Genomic DNA, 16,679 nt, shown 5'->3' on the forward strand with positions numbered 1-16,679 from the left:
CTCAGGAACGCTGGTAGAAGGGCAGGGCGACCACCTCGACGGGCTCGTGGCGGCCGCGGATGTCGGCGGCGAGCGTGGTGCCGGGCTCGGCGAGCTCCCGGGGGACGTAGGCCATGGCGATCGGGTATCCGAGGGTGGGCGACAGCGCGCCGCTGGTCACCTCGCCGACCTCGTCCTCGCCGGAGAGGATGCGGTACCCGTGGCGCGGCGCACGCCGGCCGCTGCCCTTCAGACCCACGAGCACCTTCGCCGGCTCCTGCCGCTTCTCCAATGCGGCCCGGCCGACGAAGTCGCCCGGCTTGTCGAACTTCACCACCCGGCCCAAGTTGGCGGCGAACGGAGTGACCACGGTGCTCAGCTCGTTGCCGTACAGGGGCATCCCGGCCTCCAGCCGCAGCGTGTCCCGGCACGCGAGTCCGGCGGGCGTCAGCCCGTCCCCCTCCCCCGCCTCGCTGAGCACCCGCCACACGGCCGCCGCCCGCTCGGCGGGCACGAACAGCTCGAAGCCGTCCTCGCCGGTGTAGCCTGTGCGCGCCAGCAGCACTTCCTGGCCGCCGACCACCGCGGCCGTGCTCGCGTAGTACTTGAGCCCGTCCAGGTCGGCGTCGCTGACCCTGCCGACGATGGCCGCGGCACGCGGGCCCTGCACCGCGATGAGCGCGGTCCCGGCCGAGCGGTCGGTGACCTCGGTGTCGAACCCGTCGGCGCGGGCGGCCAGCTCCGCCGAGACCACGGCGGCGTTGCCCGCGTTGGCGACCACGAGGTAGCGCTCGTCGCCGAGGCGGTACACCACCAGGTCGTCCAGCACACCGCCCTCGGCGTCGCACATCATCGTGTACCGCGCACGCCCGACCTTGACGGCGGAGAGCTTGCCGACCAGCGCGTAGTCGAGTGCGTCGGCCGCCTGCGGCCCGCTGAGCTCGATCTCGCCCATGTGGGACAGGTCGAACAGCCCGGCGGCCTCGCGTACGGCCCGGTGCTCGGCGAGGTCGCTGGAGTACCGCACCGGCATCGACCAGCCCGCGAAGTCGGTGAACGACGCACCGAGTCCGGTGTGGACGTCGTGCAATGGAGTCTTCATGTCCTCAGCCCTCGTAGGAGGTGACGGGCGGGCACGAGCAGACGAGGTTGCGGTCCCCGTACGCCCCTTCGATGCGCCGCACCGGTGACCAGTACTTGCCCTTGGCCCGGGTCCCGCCCGGGTACACCGCGAGTGCCCGATCGTAGGGCAGGTCCCACTCGCCGGTGAGCTGCTCGGCCGTGTGCGGAGCGCCGCGCAACGGGCTGCGTTCCACCGGCCAGCGCCCGGCCGCCACCTCGTCGATCTCCCGGCGGATGGAGATCATCGCGTCGCAGAAGCGGTCGAGTTCGGCGAGGTTCTCGCTCTCGGTGGGCTCGACCATCAGCGTGCCCGCCACGGGGAAGGACATCGTCGGCGCGTGGAAGCCGTAGTCGATGAGCCGCTTGGCGACATCGTCGACGGTGACGCCGGTCTGCTTGGTGAGCGGGCGCAGGTCCAGGATGCACTCGTGGGCAACGAGCCCGTTCTGTCCCGTGTAGAGCACCGGGTAGTGCGGGCCGAGCCGGGAGGCGACGTAGTTGGCGGCCAGCACGGCGACCTGCGTCGCGCGGGTCAGGCCGCCGGCACCCATCATGCGCACGTACGCCCACGAGATCGGCAGGATCGACGCCGAGCCGTACGGCGCCCCGGCGATCGGTCCGACCCCGCCGGCCGGCCCTGCCTGCGGCAACACCGGGTGGTTCGGCAGGTAGGGCGCGAGGTGCTCGCGCACCGCGACGGGACCGACGCCCGGTCCGCCGCCGCCGTGCGGGATGCAGAACGTCTTGTGCAGGTTGAGGTGCGAGACGTCGCCGCCGAACTCGCCGGGCTTGGCGAGGCCGAGCAGCGCGTTGAGGTTCGCCCCGTCGACGTAGACCTGGCCGCCCGCGTCGTGCACGATGCGGGCGAGCTCGGCGATCCCGGCCTCGTAGACGCCGTGCGTGGACGGGTAGGTGACCATGATCGCGGCGAGCGTGCCCCGGTGTTCGTCCACTTTGGCCCGCAGGTCGGCGAGGTCGACGTCGCCGTCGCTCGTGCACGCCACCACCACGACGCGCATTCCGGCCAGCACCGCCGACGCGGCGTTGGTGCCGTGCGCCGAGGACGGGATCAGGCACACGTCCCGCTCCGGCTGCCCGTTGGCGCGGTGGTAGGCGCGGATCGCGAGCAGCCCCGCCAGCTCGCCCTGGCTGCCGGCGTTGGGCTGCAGCGACACGGTGTGGTATCCGGTGACCTCGGCGAGCCAGGTGGTGAGCTGCTCGACGAGCTCGTGGTAGCCGGCGGCGTCCTCGGCGGGCGCGAACGGATGCAGCCCGGCGAACTCGGGCCAGCTGACCGGCTCCATCTCGGTGGTCGCGTTGAGCTTCATCGTGCACGAGCCGAGCGGGATCATGCCGCGGTCGAGCGCGTAGTCCAGGTCGGCGAGGTGGCGCAGGTACCGCAGCATCGCCGTCTCGGAGCGGTGAGTGTGGAACACCTCGTGCGTCAGGTACTCGCTGGTGCGCTCGAGACCGGCCGGCAGGGCGGACGCTCCGGCACCGTCAGCCGGCGGCCCGGGGACGCCGAAGGCCCGCAGCACCGCGTCCACGATCTCCGGAGTGGTCACCTCGTCGCACGCCACGCGCACGTGGTCGGGACCGTCGAGGCCGAGGTTGATGCCCGCCTCCCGGGCCGCGGCCACCACCGAACCCGCCCCGCCGGGCACGCGGGCGAGCACCGTGTCGAAGAACGTCTCGTGCACCACCTCGACGCCGCCCGCGCGCAACGCCGCCGCCAGCCTGGCCGCGTGCCCGTGGACCCGCTCGGCGATGCGCCGCAGCCCGTCCGGTCCGTGGTAGACGGCGTACATCGACGCCATGACGGCGAGCAGCACCTGGGCGGTGCAGATGTTGCTGGTGGCCTTCTCCCGGCGAATGTGCTGCTCTCGGGTCTGCAGTGCCAGCCGGTACGCGGGCGCGCCCGCTGCGTCGATGGACACGCCCACCAGGCGTCCCGGCAGCGAACGCTCGAGCCCCTTGCGCACGGCGAGATACCCGGCGTGCGGGCCGCCGTAACCCATCGGGACGCCGAAGCGCTGGGTGCTGCCGGCCGCGACGTCGGCGCCGAACTCGCCGGGCGCCTTCACCAGCGTCAGTGCCAGCAGGTCGCCCGCGACGCAGTAGAGCGCCTTCGCCTCCGCGGCGGCTTCTGCGATGCGCGGGTAGAACTCCGGCTCGCGCAGCACGCCGGAGGCGCCGGGGTACTGGACGACGACGCCGAAGAACTCCTCCGGCATGCCCTGCGCCAGGTCGCGCACGTCGATGTCGATGCCCACCGCCTCGGCCCGCGTGCGGAGCACGGCCACGGTCTGCGGCAGGCACTCGGCGTCCACCACGAGCGTGCCGGACTTCGACTTCGCCGCCCGGCGCATGAGCATCATGGCCTCGGCGACCGCGGTGGGTTCGTCGAGCATCGAGGCGTTCGCGGTGGTCAGCCCGGTGAGGTCGGCGACCATGGTCTGGAAGTTGAGCAGTGCCTCCAGCCGGCCCTGCGAGATCTCCGGCTGGTACGGCGTGTAGGCCGTGTACCAGGCGGGGTTCTCCAACACGTTGCGCCGGATGACGGCGGGAGTGACGGTGTCGTGGTAGCCGAGGCCGATCATCTGCGTCATCGGCCGGTTCTTCGCGGCGATCCTGCGCAGCTCGGCGATGGCCTCCTGCTCGGAGGCGGGGGGCGGCAGGGTCAGTTCGTCCGCACTGCGGATGGCCTGCGGCACGGCGGCCGCGACGAGCGCGTCCAGACTGCCGTAACCGCATTCGGCCAGCATCTTGGCCTGCTCGGCCTCACCGGGTCCGAGATGTCGCGGGACGAACGATGCGGGCGGCTCTGACACGGGCATCGAGGAGCTCCTTTCACGTGCACGACGGGGATACCCGCCGGGCTGGGAACTCCCCCTCTGTCATGGGCACCTGAGAGTTTCACCGTGCGCGAGCACGGCTTTCACCTTGGGTGAGGCTCCGGTGAGCCTGCTTTCCAGAGTGGCCTTACCACGGGCGGTAGCGGTACCTGAGAGATTGTGGGGTGTTTGCTCCTTCGGTGCCCCCTGTCGCCACGAGTGGCGCACGGGGTCTCTCCCGCCCTGGTTCGAACAGCCGCGGTATTCGGTTATAGAGGAGTAACCTACGCGGGGCGTTGCCAGACGTCCACAGGCAACGGCGAGGCAGTGACGAACACCGCGCCGCGAATGGTCCGTTCCCGCCGGCGTTTGGCGTGGTAGGCCCCAGGGAAATCGTCGGCAATGGCAGCCGAGATGTTCACCGTGCACACCCTGCGCGAGCTCACCGAGCTGGTCGAGATGGGGGTCGCCCCGTATCTGCGCTACTCTCCCGGCCCCGAATCCGACGCCTCCCATCCCAGCACCGACCACGAGAGCGGCCTGCTCATGCCCGGCGTGTCGGTGAACCCGCTGGCGGCTCCGGGCTGGTGGACGCTGCCGCTGGAGGACTGGCTCGCCCGGCGCGTGTGCCAGTACCTGCGGGAACTCGACGAGGGCGCGCGGCCCTGGCTGCTGTCGGGCCGGCAGGTCGACTTCGGGCCCGACAACGAACCGCTGCTCGTCGACCTCAACCCGGTCGCGTGGATGAGCACCGATCTGCTGGACGAGGCGCGCGAGCACTACCACGCACGCCTGAACGCGGGCACCGCCACGCACAACGACCACTGAAGGACCACTGAGGGACCACTGACGCTCACCCCAGGGTCGCCAGCAGCTCCCGGACGGCGCTGCGACCGGCGCGGGCAGCCCCGACCGTGCTCGCGGACGGCCCGTACCCCACGAGGTGCAGCCGCGGCTCGGCGGCGACACGCAGGCCGCCCACCCGCGGCGTGCCGGCGGCCTGCGGCGCGATCCGGATGCCACCCCCGGGTTCGCGCAACCGCAGCGGGCGCAGGTGGTCGAGTGCGGCGCGGAACCCGGTGGCCCACAGGATGACGTCGGCGCGTTGCTCGGCCCCGTCGGCCCAGCGCACGCCGTGCGGGGTGATGCGGTCGAACATGGGCCTGCGGTCGAGGACACCGGTCTCGAGGCCGCGCCGGACCTCCGGGGTCAGCCACAACCCGGTCCCACTCACCACGCTGCGCGGCGGCTTGCCCTCGCGGACCCTCGCGTCGACCTCGGCCACCACCCGGCGGCCGTGCTCGGGAGTGAACTCACCCTCGTGGAACACCGGCGGTGTGCGCGTGACCCACGTCGTTCCCGCGGCGAGGGGTGCGATCTCCAGCAGCAACTGCACGGCCGACGTCCCGCCCCCGACCACCACGACGTGCCGGCCGGCGAACTCGCCGGGACCTCGGTAGTCGGCCGTGTGCAGTTGCCGCCCGGTGAACGTCTCGCGCCCCGAGTAGTACGGCCAGAACGGCCGGTCCCACGTACCCGTGGCGTTGATGATTCCGCGCGCCGACCAGGTCTCGGCGCCACCGTCGACCAGGAACCGCCGGTCCGGGCCGCTGCCGTCGGCGGTCACGGACCGGACGTCGACCGGGCGGTGCACCGGCAGGTCGAAGGTCTCCTCGTAACGGGCGAAGTAGTCCGACACGACGTCCGCTGCGGGCCTGGTGCTGTCGGCGGCGCCGAGCGGGAGTCCGGGGAGGTCGTGCAGGCCGTGCACCCGGCCGAGCCGGAGCGACGGCCAACGGTACTGCCACGCACCACCCGCGCGTTTGCCGTGGTCGAGCACCACGAACCCCGACTCGTTGGCGAGCCCGGCCCGGCGGAGGAAATAGGCGGCGGACAGTCCCGCCTGTCCCGCGCCGATGACGACGACGTCGGTCTCGTGGTCAGCCCGCATACCTCGTGCAACGGATCTCCGCGCCGAGACCTTCCCAAAGCCCATGCAGCAGGCCGGGCAGCGATCCGGCCCCTGCCTGGTGCGGCCGCCTTCCCGAGTGGTGCGGCGGCCCACGCTCAAAGCCGCCGCACCGGGGACGACACGGGCCGGCGGGTCCTCAGCGGCGACGGAGCAGCCGGACGATCGTCACGATGCCGAGCACCGCGGCGACCCCGGCGATCACCGGAGCGAGCCGCTTGGCCACGGAAGCGCCCGCGTAGTCGAAGAGGTCGATGGCCTCGGCTTCCTTGGCCGGCTTCACCGACTCCAGCTGGGGCTTCTCCGGTTGCGCGGGAGGGGCCGCCGCAGCGGCGCCGGTGGCGATCTTCGACTCGTCGCCGCGCCCCGGCGTGGTGTCGGTGCCCGGGCCGGGTGCCGGTGCCTGCGTCGCAGGCGTACCCGACGAGGACAGTTCCTCGGAGAGGTTACCCGCGAACGTGTCGAGGATCTTGCCGCCCACCTCGGAGATCATCCCGCGCCCGAACTGAGCGGGCCGGCCGGTGACGTTCAGGTCGGTCTCGACGGCGCCCTTGGTGGTGTCGCCCTCGGCGGACAGCGTCACGGTGACGGTGGCCGACGCCGTGCCCGCACCGCGCGCGTCCTTGCCGGACGCCTTGATCTTGATCTGCCGGGACTGCTCGTTCTTCTCCAGGAACTCGCCGGTTCCCTTGTACAGCAACGAGACCGGCCCCAGCTTGACCTTCACCGTGCCCTTGAACGTGTCGCCTTCCACCGACGTCAGCGTGGCGCCGGGCATGCAGGGCGCCACCCGTTCCGGGTCGATGACGGCCTTCCACACCTCGTCGATGGGCGCCGGAACGGCGAATTCGTGGTCGAGCCGCACGGGCCGACCTCCTTCCTCGATGTCCAGGTCTTGACTAGCCGCTGAGCCCGAGGGCACCGCGGACCCGGCGGGACCGCGGTGCCCTCGGGGACTGTTCTCAGCCTGCCACGGCGGCTTCGATCGCGCGGCCGGTGAGGACACGGGCGAGGTGCTGCCGGTACTCGACGTCGGCGTTGCCGTCGACGGTCGGGTTGGTGCCCTCGGCCGCGTGCTCGGCGGCGGCGCGGATCGCGTCGGCGGTGGCCGGCTGGCCGACCAGCGCCTCCTCGACCGCGCGGGCCCGCACCGGCACCGACGACATGTTCGTCAGCCCGATCCTGGCCTCGGCGATCGTGCCGCCCTCGGCGCGGACCGTGGCCGCCACCGCGACCATCGACCACGCCTGCGCGACCCGGTTGAACTTCTCGTAGTGCGCGGGCCAGCCCGTGTGCTTGGGCACGCGGACCTCGACGAGGATCTCCTCCGGCGCCAGCGAGGTCGTGAAGAAGTCCTCGAAGAACTCCGCCGCGGGCACCGTCCGCTGGCCGTCCATCCCGCGGATCACCATCTCTGCGTCCAGCGCGAGCGCTGGCGCGAGCAGGTCACCGGCCGGGTCGGCGTGCGCGAGCGAGCCACCGAACGTGCCCCGGTGGCGCACCTGCGGGTCGGCCACGGTGGCGGTCGCCTTGGCGAGCAACACGGCATGGTCGTGGATCAGCGGGTCCCGCTGCACGTCGTAGTGCGTGGTCATCGACCCGATCACGATGGCGTCGCCGTCGTCTCGCACACCACGCAGTTCCGCGATCTTGCCGAGGTCGACCACCGTGGTGGGCGCGGCCAGCCGCATGCGCAGCACCGGCAGCAGGCTCTGCCCGCCCGCGAGGACCTTCGCGTCCTCGCCCGCCTCGGACAGCGCTCGAACCGCCTCGTCCACAGTGGATGGAGCGACGTAGTCGAACGGAGCGGGAATCACTGCGCACCTCCGTGTTCCGGGTCGATCGAACCGAGACCGCCACCGGCCTCGGCACCGGGGCCACCCGCCGCCTTGTCGCCCGCGTGGATGGCCCGCCACACGCGCATCGGGGTCAGCGGCATCTCGATGTCGTTGACGCCGTAGTGGCGCACGGCGTCGATCACCGCGTTCACCACGGCCGGGGTCGAGGCGATCGTGCCCGCCTCGCCGACGCCCTTGACGCCCAGCGGGTTCGTGGTCGACGGCGTCTCGGTGCGGTCGGTCGTGAACGACGGCAGGTCCATCGCCGAGGGCAGCAGGTAGTCCGCGAAGGTGCCGGACGTCAGCGTGCCCGACTCGTCGTAAACGGCCTCCTCGTACAGCGCCTGGGCGATGCCCTGGGCCAGCCCACCGTGCATCTGGCCGTCGACGATCAGCGGGTTGATCACCTTGCCGACGTCGTCGACGCAGACGTACGAGCGCAGCGACACCCGTCCGGTCTCGGTGTCCACTTCGGCCGCGCACAGGTGCGTGCCGTGCGGGAAGGAGAAGTTCTCCGGGTCGTAGACCGCCTCGGAGTCCAGCGTGGGCTCGACACCCTCGGGCAGGTCGTGTGCCGCGAACACCGCGAGCGCCACGTCCTGGATGGCCGTGGACCGGTCCGTCCCGCGGACCGTGAACTTGCCGTTGGCGAACTCGAGGTCGTCCTCGGAGGCCTCCATCATGTGCGCGGCGACCTTGCGAGCCTTGGCGATGACCTTCTCCGCGGCCTTGACGACGGCGATGCCGCCGACGGCCAGCGACCGCGAGCCGTAGGTGTCGAGGCCCTTGTGCGACGACTGCGTGTCGCCGTGCAGCACCTCGACGTCCTCGAACGCCACGCCCAGCTGGTCGGCCACGATCTGGCTCCACGCCGTCTCGTGTCCCTGCCCGTGCGGGGACGCACCGGTGACCACCTCGACCTTGCCGGTGGGCAGCATGCGGATGGCCGCGTGCTCCCAGCCGCCCGCGCCGTAGTCGAGCGACCCGAGCACCCGCGACGGCGCCAACCCGCACATCTCCGTGAACGTCGAGATGCCGATGCCCAGCTGCACCGTGTCACCGCGCTCCCGGCGCTCCCGCTGCTCGCGACGTAGTCCGTCGTAGTCGAACAGCTGCATGGCCTTCTCGGTGGCGGCCTCGTAGTTGCCCGAGTCGTAGGTGAGCGTGGAGACCGTGGTGTACGGGAACTCGTCGTGCTTGATCCAGTTCTTCTCGCGCAGCTGCATCGGGTCCATGCCGAGCTCCGCGGCGAGCTCGTCCATGATCCGCTCGATCGCGAACGTCGCCTCCGGCCTGCCCGCGCCGCGGTAGGCGTCGGTGAGCGTGGTGTTGGTGAACACCGTCGTGCACGAGAACTTGTAGGCCGGGATCTTGTAGATCGCGTTGAACATGAACGCGCCGAGCACCGGCACGCCGCCGCCGACGATGCCGAGGTAGGCGCCCATGTCGGCGAGCAGATCGACTTTGAGCCCGGTGACCGTGCCGTCGCGCGTGGCCGAGATGGTGATGTCCTGGATCTGGTCCCGGCCGTGATGGGCGGCGACCATCGTCTCGGACCGGGACTCGGTCCACTTCACCGGCTTACCGAGCTTCTGCGCCACGAGCAGTGTCGCGAACTCCTCGGGCGTGACGGCCAGCTTGCCGCCGAAGCCGCCGCCGACGTCGGGGGCGACCACGCGGATGCGGTGCTCGGGCAGGCCGAGCGTCAGTGCCGCCATGGTCTTGAGGATGTGCGGCACCTGGGTCGCCGACCACATCGTCAGCTGCGGCGCCGTCGGGTCGACCACGACCGCACGCGGCTCCATGAACGCGGGCACGAGCCGCTGCTGGCGGAACCGTCGCTTCACGACGACCTCGGAGTCCGCGATCGCCTGCTCGACGTCGCCGCCCGAACCCGCCTCGGCCGAGTCGAACACCCACAGGGCACTGCGGTTGGTGCCGAGCTCCTCGTGCACGAGCGGGGCGTTCTCGGCGATCGCGTTCTCGAGGCCGAGGACGACGGGGAGGTCCTCGTACTCGACGTCGATCTCGGCGAGCGCGTCCTCGGCCTCGGCCGCGCTGCGCGCGACGACTGCGGCCACGGCCTCGCCCGCGAAGTTCACGGTGCCCTGCGCGAGCACCGGCCGGCGCGCGGCCTTCTGATCCGGGGTGATCGGCCAGGCGTTGGGCATGCCGATCTTCTGTTCGGGGTCGAGGTCGTCACCGGTGAACACGGCGATGACACCCGGCATCTCCTTGGCCGCCGAGGTGTCGATGCTGACGATCTTGGCGTGGGCCGACGTGCTGCGCAGGAAGGCCATGTGGACCATGCCGGGCAGCGTGATGTTGTCGGTCCAGCGGGTGCGGCCGGTGATGAGCCGTTCGTCCTCCTTGCGGACGCGAGCCCGGCCGACCTCCGGTTCCACGGTGGCGGTCATCATTCACCTCCGCCCACGCTCGAGGCGGCCTGGCGTGCCTGGGCCTCGGAGACCTGCTCGGCCTCGGGGCCCGCGCCAGGCTTCATGTGGCTCGCCGCATCGCGCACGGCGCGGACGATGTTCTGGTAGCCGGTGCACCGGCAGAGGTTGCCCTCGAGCCCCTCGCGCACGGCGTGCTCGTCGGGATCGGGGTTGTCGGCCAGCAGGTCGATGGACTGCATGATCATGCCCGGGGTGCAGAACCCGCACTGCAGCGCATGGTTGTCCCGGAACGCCTGCTGCACGGGATGGAGCTTGCCGTCGCGGGCGAGCCCCTCGATCGTGGTCACCTCACAGCCGTCGGCCTGGACGGCGAGCACCGAACAGGACTTGACGCTGTGGCCGTCCAGGTGCACGGTGCAGGCTCCGCAGTTACTGGTGTCGCACCCGACCACGGTGCCGACCTTGCCGAGCCGCTCTCGCAGGTAGTGCACGAGAAGTGTGCGTGGTTCGACGTCATCGGTGTAGCGGGTCCCGTCTACGGTGACGGTGATGCGCATTGGGCCTCCTGTGGTGGCTCGGCCCGTCCAGGACGGGCCGCGTGGGAACGGCCGTAACCGACCACCGCACCGGTGATCGGCTTCACAAGGCGAGCCTGCTACGTTCGCCCCGCCGGGACAACCCCCGTTCTGGCGAGTGCGCGCACCTCGATCCGCAACTGCGGACGTGACGACGGGATCAGCTCCGCACGTGCGGACGGGTCCCCCGATCGATATCGCGTCCGGCGTCGCGACGGCCCCGCTCGCGTCACCGCTCCAACTCGCTGTGGATCCGGCCGTCGAGATCCGACAGGCGGCGCCCGCCTCCGCCCCACTTCAGCGCGATGATCTCCGCCGCGATGGAGACCGCGGTCTCCTCCGGGGTCCGGGCGCCCAGGTCGAGCCCGATCGGCGAGGCGAGGCGCTTGAGCTCCGCGTCGGTGATGCCCACCTCGCGCAGCCGCGCGAGCCGGTCGTCGTGAGTCCGGCGCGAGCCCATGGCACCGATGTAGCCGACGTCCAGACGCAGCGCGACCTCCAGCAGCGGCACGTCGAACTTGGGGTCGTGGGTGAGCACGGCGATGACGGTGCGGCCGTCGATGCGGCCCGCGTCCGCCTCGGCCTTGAGGTAGCGGTGCGGCCAGTCCACGACCACCTGGTGCGCGTCCGGGAACCGTGTCTTCGTGGCGAACACCGGGCGCGCGTCGCACACGGTGACCTCGTAGCCGAGGTAGGCGCCCATCCGCGCCATCGCGGCGGCGAAGTCGATGGCGCCGAACACCAGCATCCGCGGCGGCGGCTCGAAGGTGTTGACGAAGACCGCCATGCCCTCGCCGCGACGCTGGCCGTCCGGCCCGTAGTGCAGCGTGCCGGACCGCCCGCCCGCGAGCAGGCCACGGGCGTCGTCGAGCACGGCGTCGTCGATGCGCTCCGACCCCAGGCTGCCGCGCGCCTGCTCGGGCCACACGAGCAGGCGCCTGCCGAGCATCGCCGGGTCGGGGTGTTCGATGGTCGTCACCACCGCGACCGGCCTGCCGTCGCGCACCGACGACACGAGCTCGCCCAGCTCGGGCATCGACTCCCGGTCGACCGGCTCCACGAAGATGTCGATGATGCCGCCGCACGTCAGGCCGACGGCGAACGCATCGTCGTCGCTGACGCCGTAGCGCTGCAGCACCGGCACCCGGTCGGCCACCACCTGCTGCGCGAGTTCGTACACCGCGCCCTCGACGCAGCCGCCCGAGACGCTGCCGACCGCCTCGCCGTCCGCGCCCACCAGCATCGCCGCGCCCGGTGCCCGCGGCGCGGACGAGAACGTCGCGACCACGGTGCCCACGCCCACGGTCTCCCCGGCTTCCCAGCGCCGGTGGAGTTCGTCCAGCACGTCATGCATCTCGGATCTCCTGGAGAAGTCGTTCCAACGTGGCCAGGCTGTGCCCGGCCAGCAACCGGTCCACGTGCGGGAGCGCGGCGGCGATGCCGGACTGCACCGGCGTGTAGCCTTCGTGGCCCGCGTGGGGGTTGACCCAGAGGACGGCGTGGGCGAGCCGGCGCAGCCGCGCCATCTGCTCGCCGAGGAGCGTCACGTCTCCGCGCTCCCAGCCGTCGGAGAACACCACGACGACGGCTCGCCGGGCAAGACCGCGCTGCCCCCAGCGGTCGAGGAACGCCTGCACGGTCTCACCCAGCCGGGTACCGCCGGCGAAATCGGCGACCGCCTCCGCGGCGGTCAGCATCGCACGTTCCGGATCGCGCTGGCGCAACGCGCGGGACACGCGCGTGAGCCGGGTGCCGAGGGTGAACACCTCGACGTCGGCCGGGGCCCCGCGCACCACCACGTGCGCGAATCGCAGCAGCGAGTCGGCATAGGGCTTCATCGAGCCCGAGACGTCCACGAGCAGCACCACCTTGCGCGCCCGCGTGCGGTGCCGGGAGTACGCGAGCCGCCCGGTCTCCCCGCCGTCGGCGAGCATCGCGCGCAGCGTCCGGCCGGGGTCGAGCTTGCCGCGCCGCGCGGGCCGGTACCGCGACGACGACCGGGTGGGCGGCACGGGACGCAACGCCTGGAACAGCTCCCGCAGATGCCTGCGCTCGGCGGCGGTGAGCTCCCCGAGGTCGCGATCGCGCAGCACCTCCACGTCGCTGGCGGCGACGCTCAGCTGTTCGGTGGCCGAGTCGGATCCCTCGCCGGACCCGTCGTCCTGCGGTGCCAGCGACGCGATGCGCGGCCGTTGCTGCCGCTGGACCGGGCTGCGCCGCAACGGCGGCGGCTCGGCGCTGAACCACGAGGCGAACGCCTGGTCGTATCGGGGCAGGTCGTCGGGGTCGGCGCACAGGGTCAGCCTGCCCGCCCAGTACAGCTGCTCCGCGTCGCCGATGTCGACGCGTTCCACGGCGTCGAGGTAGGCCTGCACGCGGTGACCGTCGCAGGGCAGTCCCGCCTCGCGCAGCACGGCTGTGAACCCGACGAGGCCGGGCAGCGGGTCGGCCGTGACATGCGCGTCCATACGGTCATTGTGCCCCGCTCGGGCGCGAGACGGCGCCGCCGAAGCACTGGCCGCCGGCCGCCGGGTCACGCCAGCAGGGAATCGAGGCGGTCCCGCACGCGGTCGAGGTCCTCGCTGAACTTGAGCACGGCACCGAGCGTGGTGGCCGCCGAGGCGGTGTCGAGCTCGTCGCGATCCAGCGCGAGCAGCGCGTTCGCCCAGTCCAGCGCCTCGGCCACGCCGGGCGGCTTGAGCAGCTCCATCGTGCGCAGCCGCTGCACCGCCTCGGCGACCTGCTGGGCGAGCCGCTCCCCGATGCCCGGGACCCGGCTGCGCAGGATCGCCACCTCACGCGAGAGGTCGGGGTGCTCGAGCCAGTGGTAGAGGCAGCGGCGCTTGAGCGCGTCGTGCACCTCGCGCGTGCGGTTGGAGGTCAGGATGACCAACGGTGGCACCTCGGCCCGGACCTCGCCGTACTCGGGGATGGTCACCGTGTTCTCGTCGAGCAGCTGCAGCAGGAACGCCTCGAACTCGTCGTCGGCGCGGTCGATCTCGTCGACCAGCAGCACGCACGGCGCCGACTGCAGGGCACGCAGCAGCGGGCGCGCGAGCAGGAACCGTTCCGTGTAGAGCGACTGCTCGGCCACGTCCACGTCGAGCCGCCCGCCCTCGGCGGCCTCGAGGGCACGCAGGTGCAGCAACTGCCGCGGGAAGTCCCATTCGTAGAGGGCCTGTCCGGCATCGATGCCCTCGTGGCACTGGAGCCGGATGAGCGGCATCGACAGGGCCTGGGCCAGCGACATCGCCAGCGATGTCTTCCCCGTCCCCGGCTCGCCCTCGCAGAACAACGGCTTGCGCATGCGCAGCGCGAGGAACGCCGCGGTCGCCACGCCGTCGTCGGCGAGGTAGCCGGTTTCCTCCAGCAGTGCCGCCAGCTTCGCGGGCGAGCCGACGGGGTCGGTGATGTCGCGCGTCACAACTCCAGCCTAGGCGGTCCGCGGGGTGGGCTGGGCCTGGCGGGGACATCCTCGACCCGCAGCCACCCGATCGGCTCGGCGCCACCACAACCGTCAGGTGGTGGCGCGACGGGCGAATGCGACGCCAACGGCAGACACGGCGACGCCAACGGCGGACACGGCGACGGGACCCGCTACCGGGCCGGCCACCGGCGCCGCTACGGCTCGAGTTCGGCCGGGGTGTCGGCGTCGGCGCCGCTGCCGAGGTCGGCGCACTCGATGAGCCGCACGTCGCCGCGTCCGGCGAGCCAGCCGCGGGCGCCGCGGTCGCCGGTGACGTCGTCGGCGATCTCTCGCCACCAGCGCCGGCCGAAGAGCACCGGGTGCCCGGGCGTCCCGTCGTAGGCCGCCCGCGCGAGCGCCTCCGGCCCGCCGTGAGCCAGCACCCGCGCGACGACGCCGGCGCCCACCCCGGGCAGGTCGACCAGGTGCACCAGCGCGGCCTCCGGCACCGGATCGAGCGACGGCAACGCACGTAGCCCCGCGCGCAGCGACGCGCCCATGCCCTCGGCCCAGTCCGCCGCCTCGACGGTCACCGCCGCGGCCGGCACCAGCGGCCGGACCTCGTCCGCCCGCGCGCCCAACACCACGACCACGGGCGCGCATCCACCCTCGGCCAGCACCCGGACAGCGCGTGCCACCAGCGACTCGCCCCGCAACGTCGCCAGCGCCTTCGGCTTGCCGAACCGCCTGCCCGCACCGGCGGCCAGCACCAGACCCGCCGTGCTCACGCCGGCCCCGGCCGCCGGGACGGCGAGACGACGGCCAGGTCCGCCTCGATGCGCTTGGCCGCGGCGAGCAGCGGCGGCAGCAGCTCCTCCCGCACCGACTCGGGCGTGTTCCGGCTCGCGTGGGTCGAGAGGTTGATCGCCGCGACCACCGCGCCGTCGGCACCGTGGATGGGCGCCGCGACCGACCGCAGGCCCTCCTCGAGCTCCTGGTCGACGAGCGCGTACCCCTGCGCGCGGACCGTCTCCAGCTCCGCGCGCAGGGCCTCCGCGGAGCCGATGGTGTGAGCGGTGTACCGCTCGAACGATGCCTGCCGCAGGTAGTCCTCGAACGCGCCGGCGTCGAGCCCGGCGAGCAGCACGTGGCCCATCGACGTCGCGTGGGCCGGGAACCGCGTGCCGACGCTGATGGTCACCGCCATGATCCGCGAGACCGCCACGCGCGCGACGTAGACGATGTCCGTGCCCTCCAGCACCGACACCGAGCTCGACTCGTGTACCTCGGCCGAGAGCCGTTCGAGGTGCGGCTGCGCCACCTCGGGCAGCGACAGCCCGGAGAGGAATGCGTACCCGAGTTCGAGGACCTTCGCCGTGAGGGAGAAGTACTTGCCGTCGGTGCGCACGTACCCGAGGTCGGCCAGCGTGAGCAGGAAGCGCCGCGCCGCCGCGCGCGTGAGGCCGGTGATCTTCGCGACCTCGCTCAGCGTCAGCCGCGGTGCCCCCGCGTCGAACGCCTTGATGACGGCCAGCCCGCGTTCCAGCGACTGCACATGGTGCGCGCCGCGTTCGGTGCCCGCCGCGTCGTCCCGGCCTGCGTGGCCCTCGTCCATGCGATCCAACCTATCGGTCGAGCTCGCCCAGCTCGGAGAGTGTGCGGGCGGCGATCACGAAGGCCTTGTCGGCCGCGGGCACACCCGCGTGGAGCACTGCGGCGATCTCGTCCGGGGTGCGGCCGACGTGCTCGTCGGTCATCGCGCGGTCGCCGCGAGGTGGCCCAGGATGAGCTCGGTGAACCGCGCGGGCTGCTCGACGTTGCCGAGATGGGCCGCGTGCTCGACGACCTCGTGCCGAGCGCCGGGGACCTCGGCGGCAATGAGCTTGCCGTGCTGCTCGGGCGGGGTCGCCGGATCGTCGGCACCGGAGATCACCAGCGTGGGAGCGGACACCCTCGGCAGGTCGCCGAGCACGTCCATCGACCCGATGGCCGCGCAGCACGCCGCGTAGCCCTCGGCCGGGGTCGCCGCGGTCATGTGGTGGTACTCGCGCGCCTCCTGCGGGTTGGCCGAACGCCAGTCCTCGGTGAACCAGCGCTGGATGCTGCTGTCGGCGATGGTGGTCATGCCCTGGGTGCGGGCGGCGCGGGCACGGTCCTCCCAGGACTCCTTCGTGCCGAGCTTCGGCGACGTGCAGCACAGCACGAGGCTCGCGATGCGCTCCGGCCGGTGGATGCCGAGCCACATGCCGGTCATGCCACCGAGTGAGAGCCCGACGAAGTGCGCGCGCTCGACGCCCAGCTCGTCGAGCAGCTCCACCACGTCGCCGCCCAGGTCGGCCAGCGTGCACGGGGACTCGGGTACCGGCGTCCGGCCGTGCCCCCGCTGGTCGTACCGCACGACGCGGTAGCCGGCCTCGGTGAGCGGGCCCACCTGCGGGTTCCACATGTTGAGGTTGCTGCCGATGGACCCGGACAGCACCACGACCTCGCCGTTGTCCGGCCCCTCGACGACATGGTGAACCTTCACTGTTTCTCCTCTCGCTTGCGGTGCGCGGTC

Annotated in this window: 15 protein-coding genes and 1 riboswitch; of the genes, 1 reads left to right on the forward strand and 14 read right to left on the reverse strand. The window is 72.2% G+C overall.

The genetic code is table 11. The annotated features are described in order from the left end of the window. Window position 1: 1 nt before the first annotated feature. Window positions 2-1,081 carry a glycine cleavage system aminomethyltransferase GcvT gene (gene gcvT, locus ACFSZT_RS22500; RefSeq protein ID WP_377386569.1) on the reverse strand — a complete coding sequence of 360 codons (1,080 nt, stop codon included), beginning with the start codon at window positions 1,079-1,081 and terminating at the stop codon, window positions 2-4. A 4-nt stretch (window positions 1,082-1,085) separates the two neighbouring features. Next, window positions 1,086-3,938 carry an aminomethyl-transferring glycine dehydrogenase gene (gene gcvP, locus ACFSZT_RS22505; RefSeq protein ID WP_377386572.1) on the reverse strand — a complete coding sequence of 951 codons (2,853 nt, stop codon included), beginning with the start codon at window positions 3,936-3,938 and terminating at the stop codon, window positions 1,086-1,088. A gap of 145 nt (window positions 3,939-4,083) precedes the next feature. Further along, window positions 4,084-4,186, reverse strand: a riboswitch (glycine riboswitch). A 151-nt stretch (window positions 4,187-4,337) separates the two neighbouring features. Here gcvP and ACFSZT_RS22510 point away from each other — a divergent pair. Beyond that, window positions 4,338-4,763, forward strand: a complete 426-nt coding sequence (locus ACFSZT_RS22510; RefSeq protein ID WP_377386575.1) for a DUF6098 family protein — start codon at window positions 4,338-4,340, stop codon at window positions 4,761-4,763. 25 nt (window positions 4,764-4,788) lie between these two features. Here ACFSZT_RS22510 and ACFSZT_RS22515 read toward each other — a convergent pair whose 3' ends face one another. The 12 genes from ACFSZT_RS22515 to pcaD form a co-directional block, all read right to left on the reverse strand. Beyond that, window positions 4,789-5,886, reverse strand: a complete 1,098-nt coding sequence (locus tag ACFSZT_RS22515) for an NAD(P)-binding domain-containing protein (protein ID WP_377386578.1) — start codon at window positions 5,884-5,886, stop codon at window positions 4,789-4,791. A 157-nt stretch (window positions 5,887-6,043) separates the two neighbouring features. Continuing rightward, window positions 6,044-6,769 carry an SRPBCC family protein gene (locus ACFSZT_RS22520; RefSeq protein WP_377386581.1) on the reverse strand — a complete coding sequence of 242 codons (726 nt, stop codon included), beginning with the start codon at window positions 6,767-6,769 and terminating at the stop codon, window positions 6,044-6,046. Window positions 6,770-6,866: 97 nt separating this feature from the next. Beyond that, the gene (locus ACFSZT_RS22525) at window positions 6,867-7,721 is read right to left on the reverse strand and encodes an FAD binding domain-containing protein (RefSeq protein WP_377386584.1); all 855 of its coding nucleotides are present in this window, start codon (window positions 7,719-7,721) and stop codon (window positions 6,867-6,869) included. Then, a complete protein-coding gene (locus ACFSZT_RS22530; protein ID WP_377386586.1) occupies window positions 7,718-10,159 on the reverse strand; it encodes a xanthine dehydrogenase family protein molybdopterin-binding subunit in 2,442 nt (813 codons plus the stop codon). The genes ACFSZT_RS22525 and ACFSZT_RS22530 overlap by 4 nt, the downstream gene beginning before the upstream one ends. Beyond that, window positions 10,159-10,698 (reverse strand): (2Fe-2S)-binding protein, encoded by a 540-nt coding sequence (locus ACFSZT_RS22535; RefSeq protein WP_377386588.1) that lies wholly within the window; start codon window positions 10,696-10,698, stop codon window positions 10,159-10,161. Before ACFSZT_RS22535 ends, ACFSZT_RS22530 begins: the two co-directional genes overlap by 1 nt. Before the next feature lie 247 nt (window positions 10,699-10,945). Then, window positions 10,946-12,070 (reverse strand): XdhC family protein, encoded by a 1,125-nt coding sequence (locus ACFSZT_RS22540; protein ID WP_377386591.1) that lies wholly within the window; start codon window positions 12,068-12,070, stop codon window positions 10,946-10,948. Beyond that, a complete protein-coding gene (locus ACFSZT_RS22545) occupies window positions 12,063-13,184 on the reverse strand; it encodes a vWA domain-containing protein (protein WP_377386594.1) in 1,122 nt (373 codons plus the stop codon). Before ACFSZT_RS22545 ends, ACFSZT_RS22540 begins: the two co-directional genes overlap by 8 nt. A 65-nt stretch (window positions 13,185-13,249) precedes the next feature. Beyond that, window positions 13,250-14,128 (reverse strand): AAA family ATPase, encoded by an 879-nt coding sequence (locus ACFSZT_RS22550; RefSeq protein ID WP_377386885.1) that lies wholly within the window; start codon window positions 14,126-14,128, stop codon window positions 13,250-13,252. Between the two features lie 209 nt (window positions 14,129-14,337). Beyond that, window positions 14,338-14,910 carry a nucleotidyltransferase family protein gene (locus tag ACFSZT_RS22555; RefSeq protein WP_377386597.1) on the reverse strand — a complete coding sequence of 191 codons (573 nt, stop codon included), beginning with the start codon at window positions 14,908-14,910 and terminating at the stop codon, window positions 14,338-14,340. Then, complete coding sequence (locus tag ACFSZT_RS22560; protein WP_377386600.1) at window positions 14,907-15,737, reverse strand: IclR family transcriptional regulator domain-containing protein; 831 nt, start codon at window positions 15,735-15,737, stop codon at window positions 14,907-14,909. Before ACFSZT_RS22560 ends, ACFSZT_RS22555 begins: the two co-directional genes overlap by 4 nt. 10 nt (window positions 15,738-15,747) lie before the next feature. Further along, a complete protein-coding gene (locus ACFSZT_RS22565; RefSeq protein WP_377386603.1) occupies window positions 15,748-15,879 on the reverse strand; it encodes a hypothetical protein in 132 nt (43 codons plus the stop codon). Then, complete coding sequence (gene pcaD / locus ACFSZT_RS22570; RefSeq protein ID WP_377386606.1) at window positions 15,876-16,649, reverse strand: 3-oxoadipate enol-lactonase; 774 nt, start codon at window positions 16,647-16,649, stop codon at window positions 15,876-15,878. The genes ACFSZT_RS22565 and pcaD overlap by 4 nt, the downstream gene beginning before the upstream one ends. Window positions 16,650-16,679 lie beyond the last annotated feature (30 nt).

The sequence above is a fragment of the Prauserella oleivorans genome (assembly GCF_042685745.1).
Lineage (GTDB): Bacteria > Actinomycetota > Actinomycetes > Mycobacteriales > Pseudonocardiaceae > Prauserella_A > Prauserella_A oleivorans.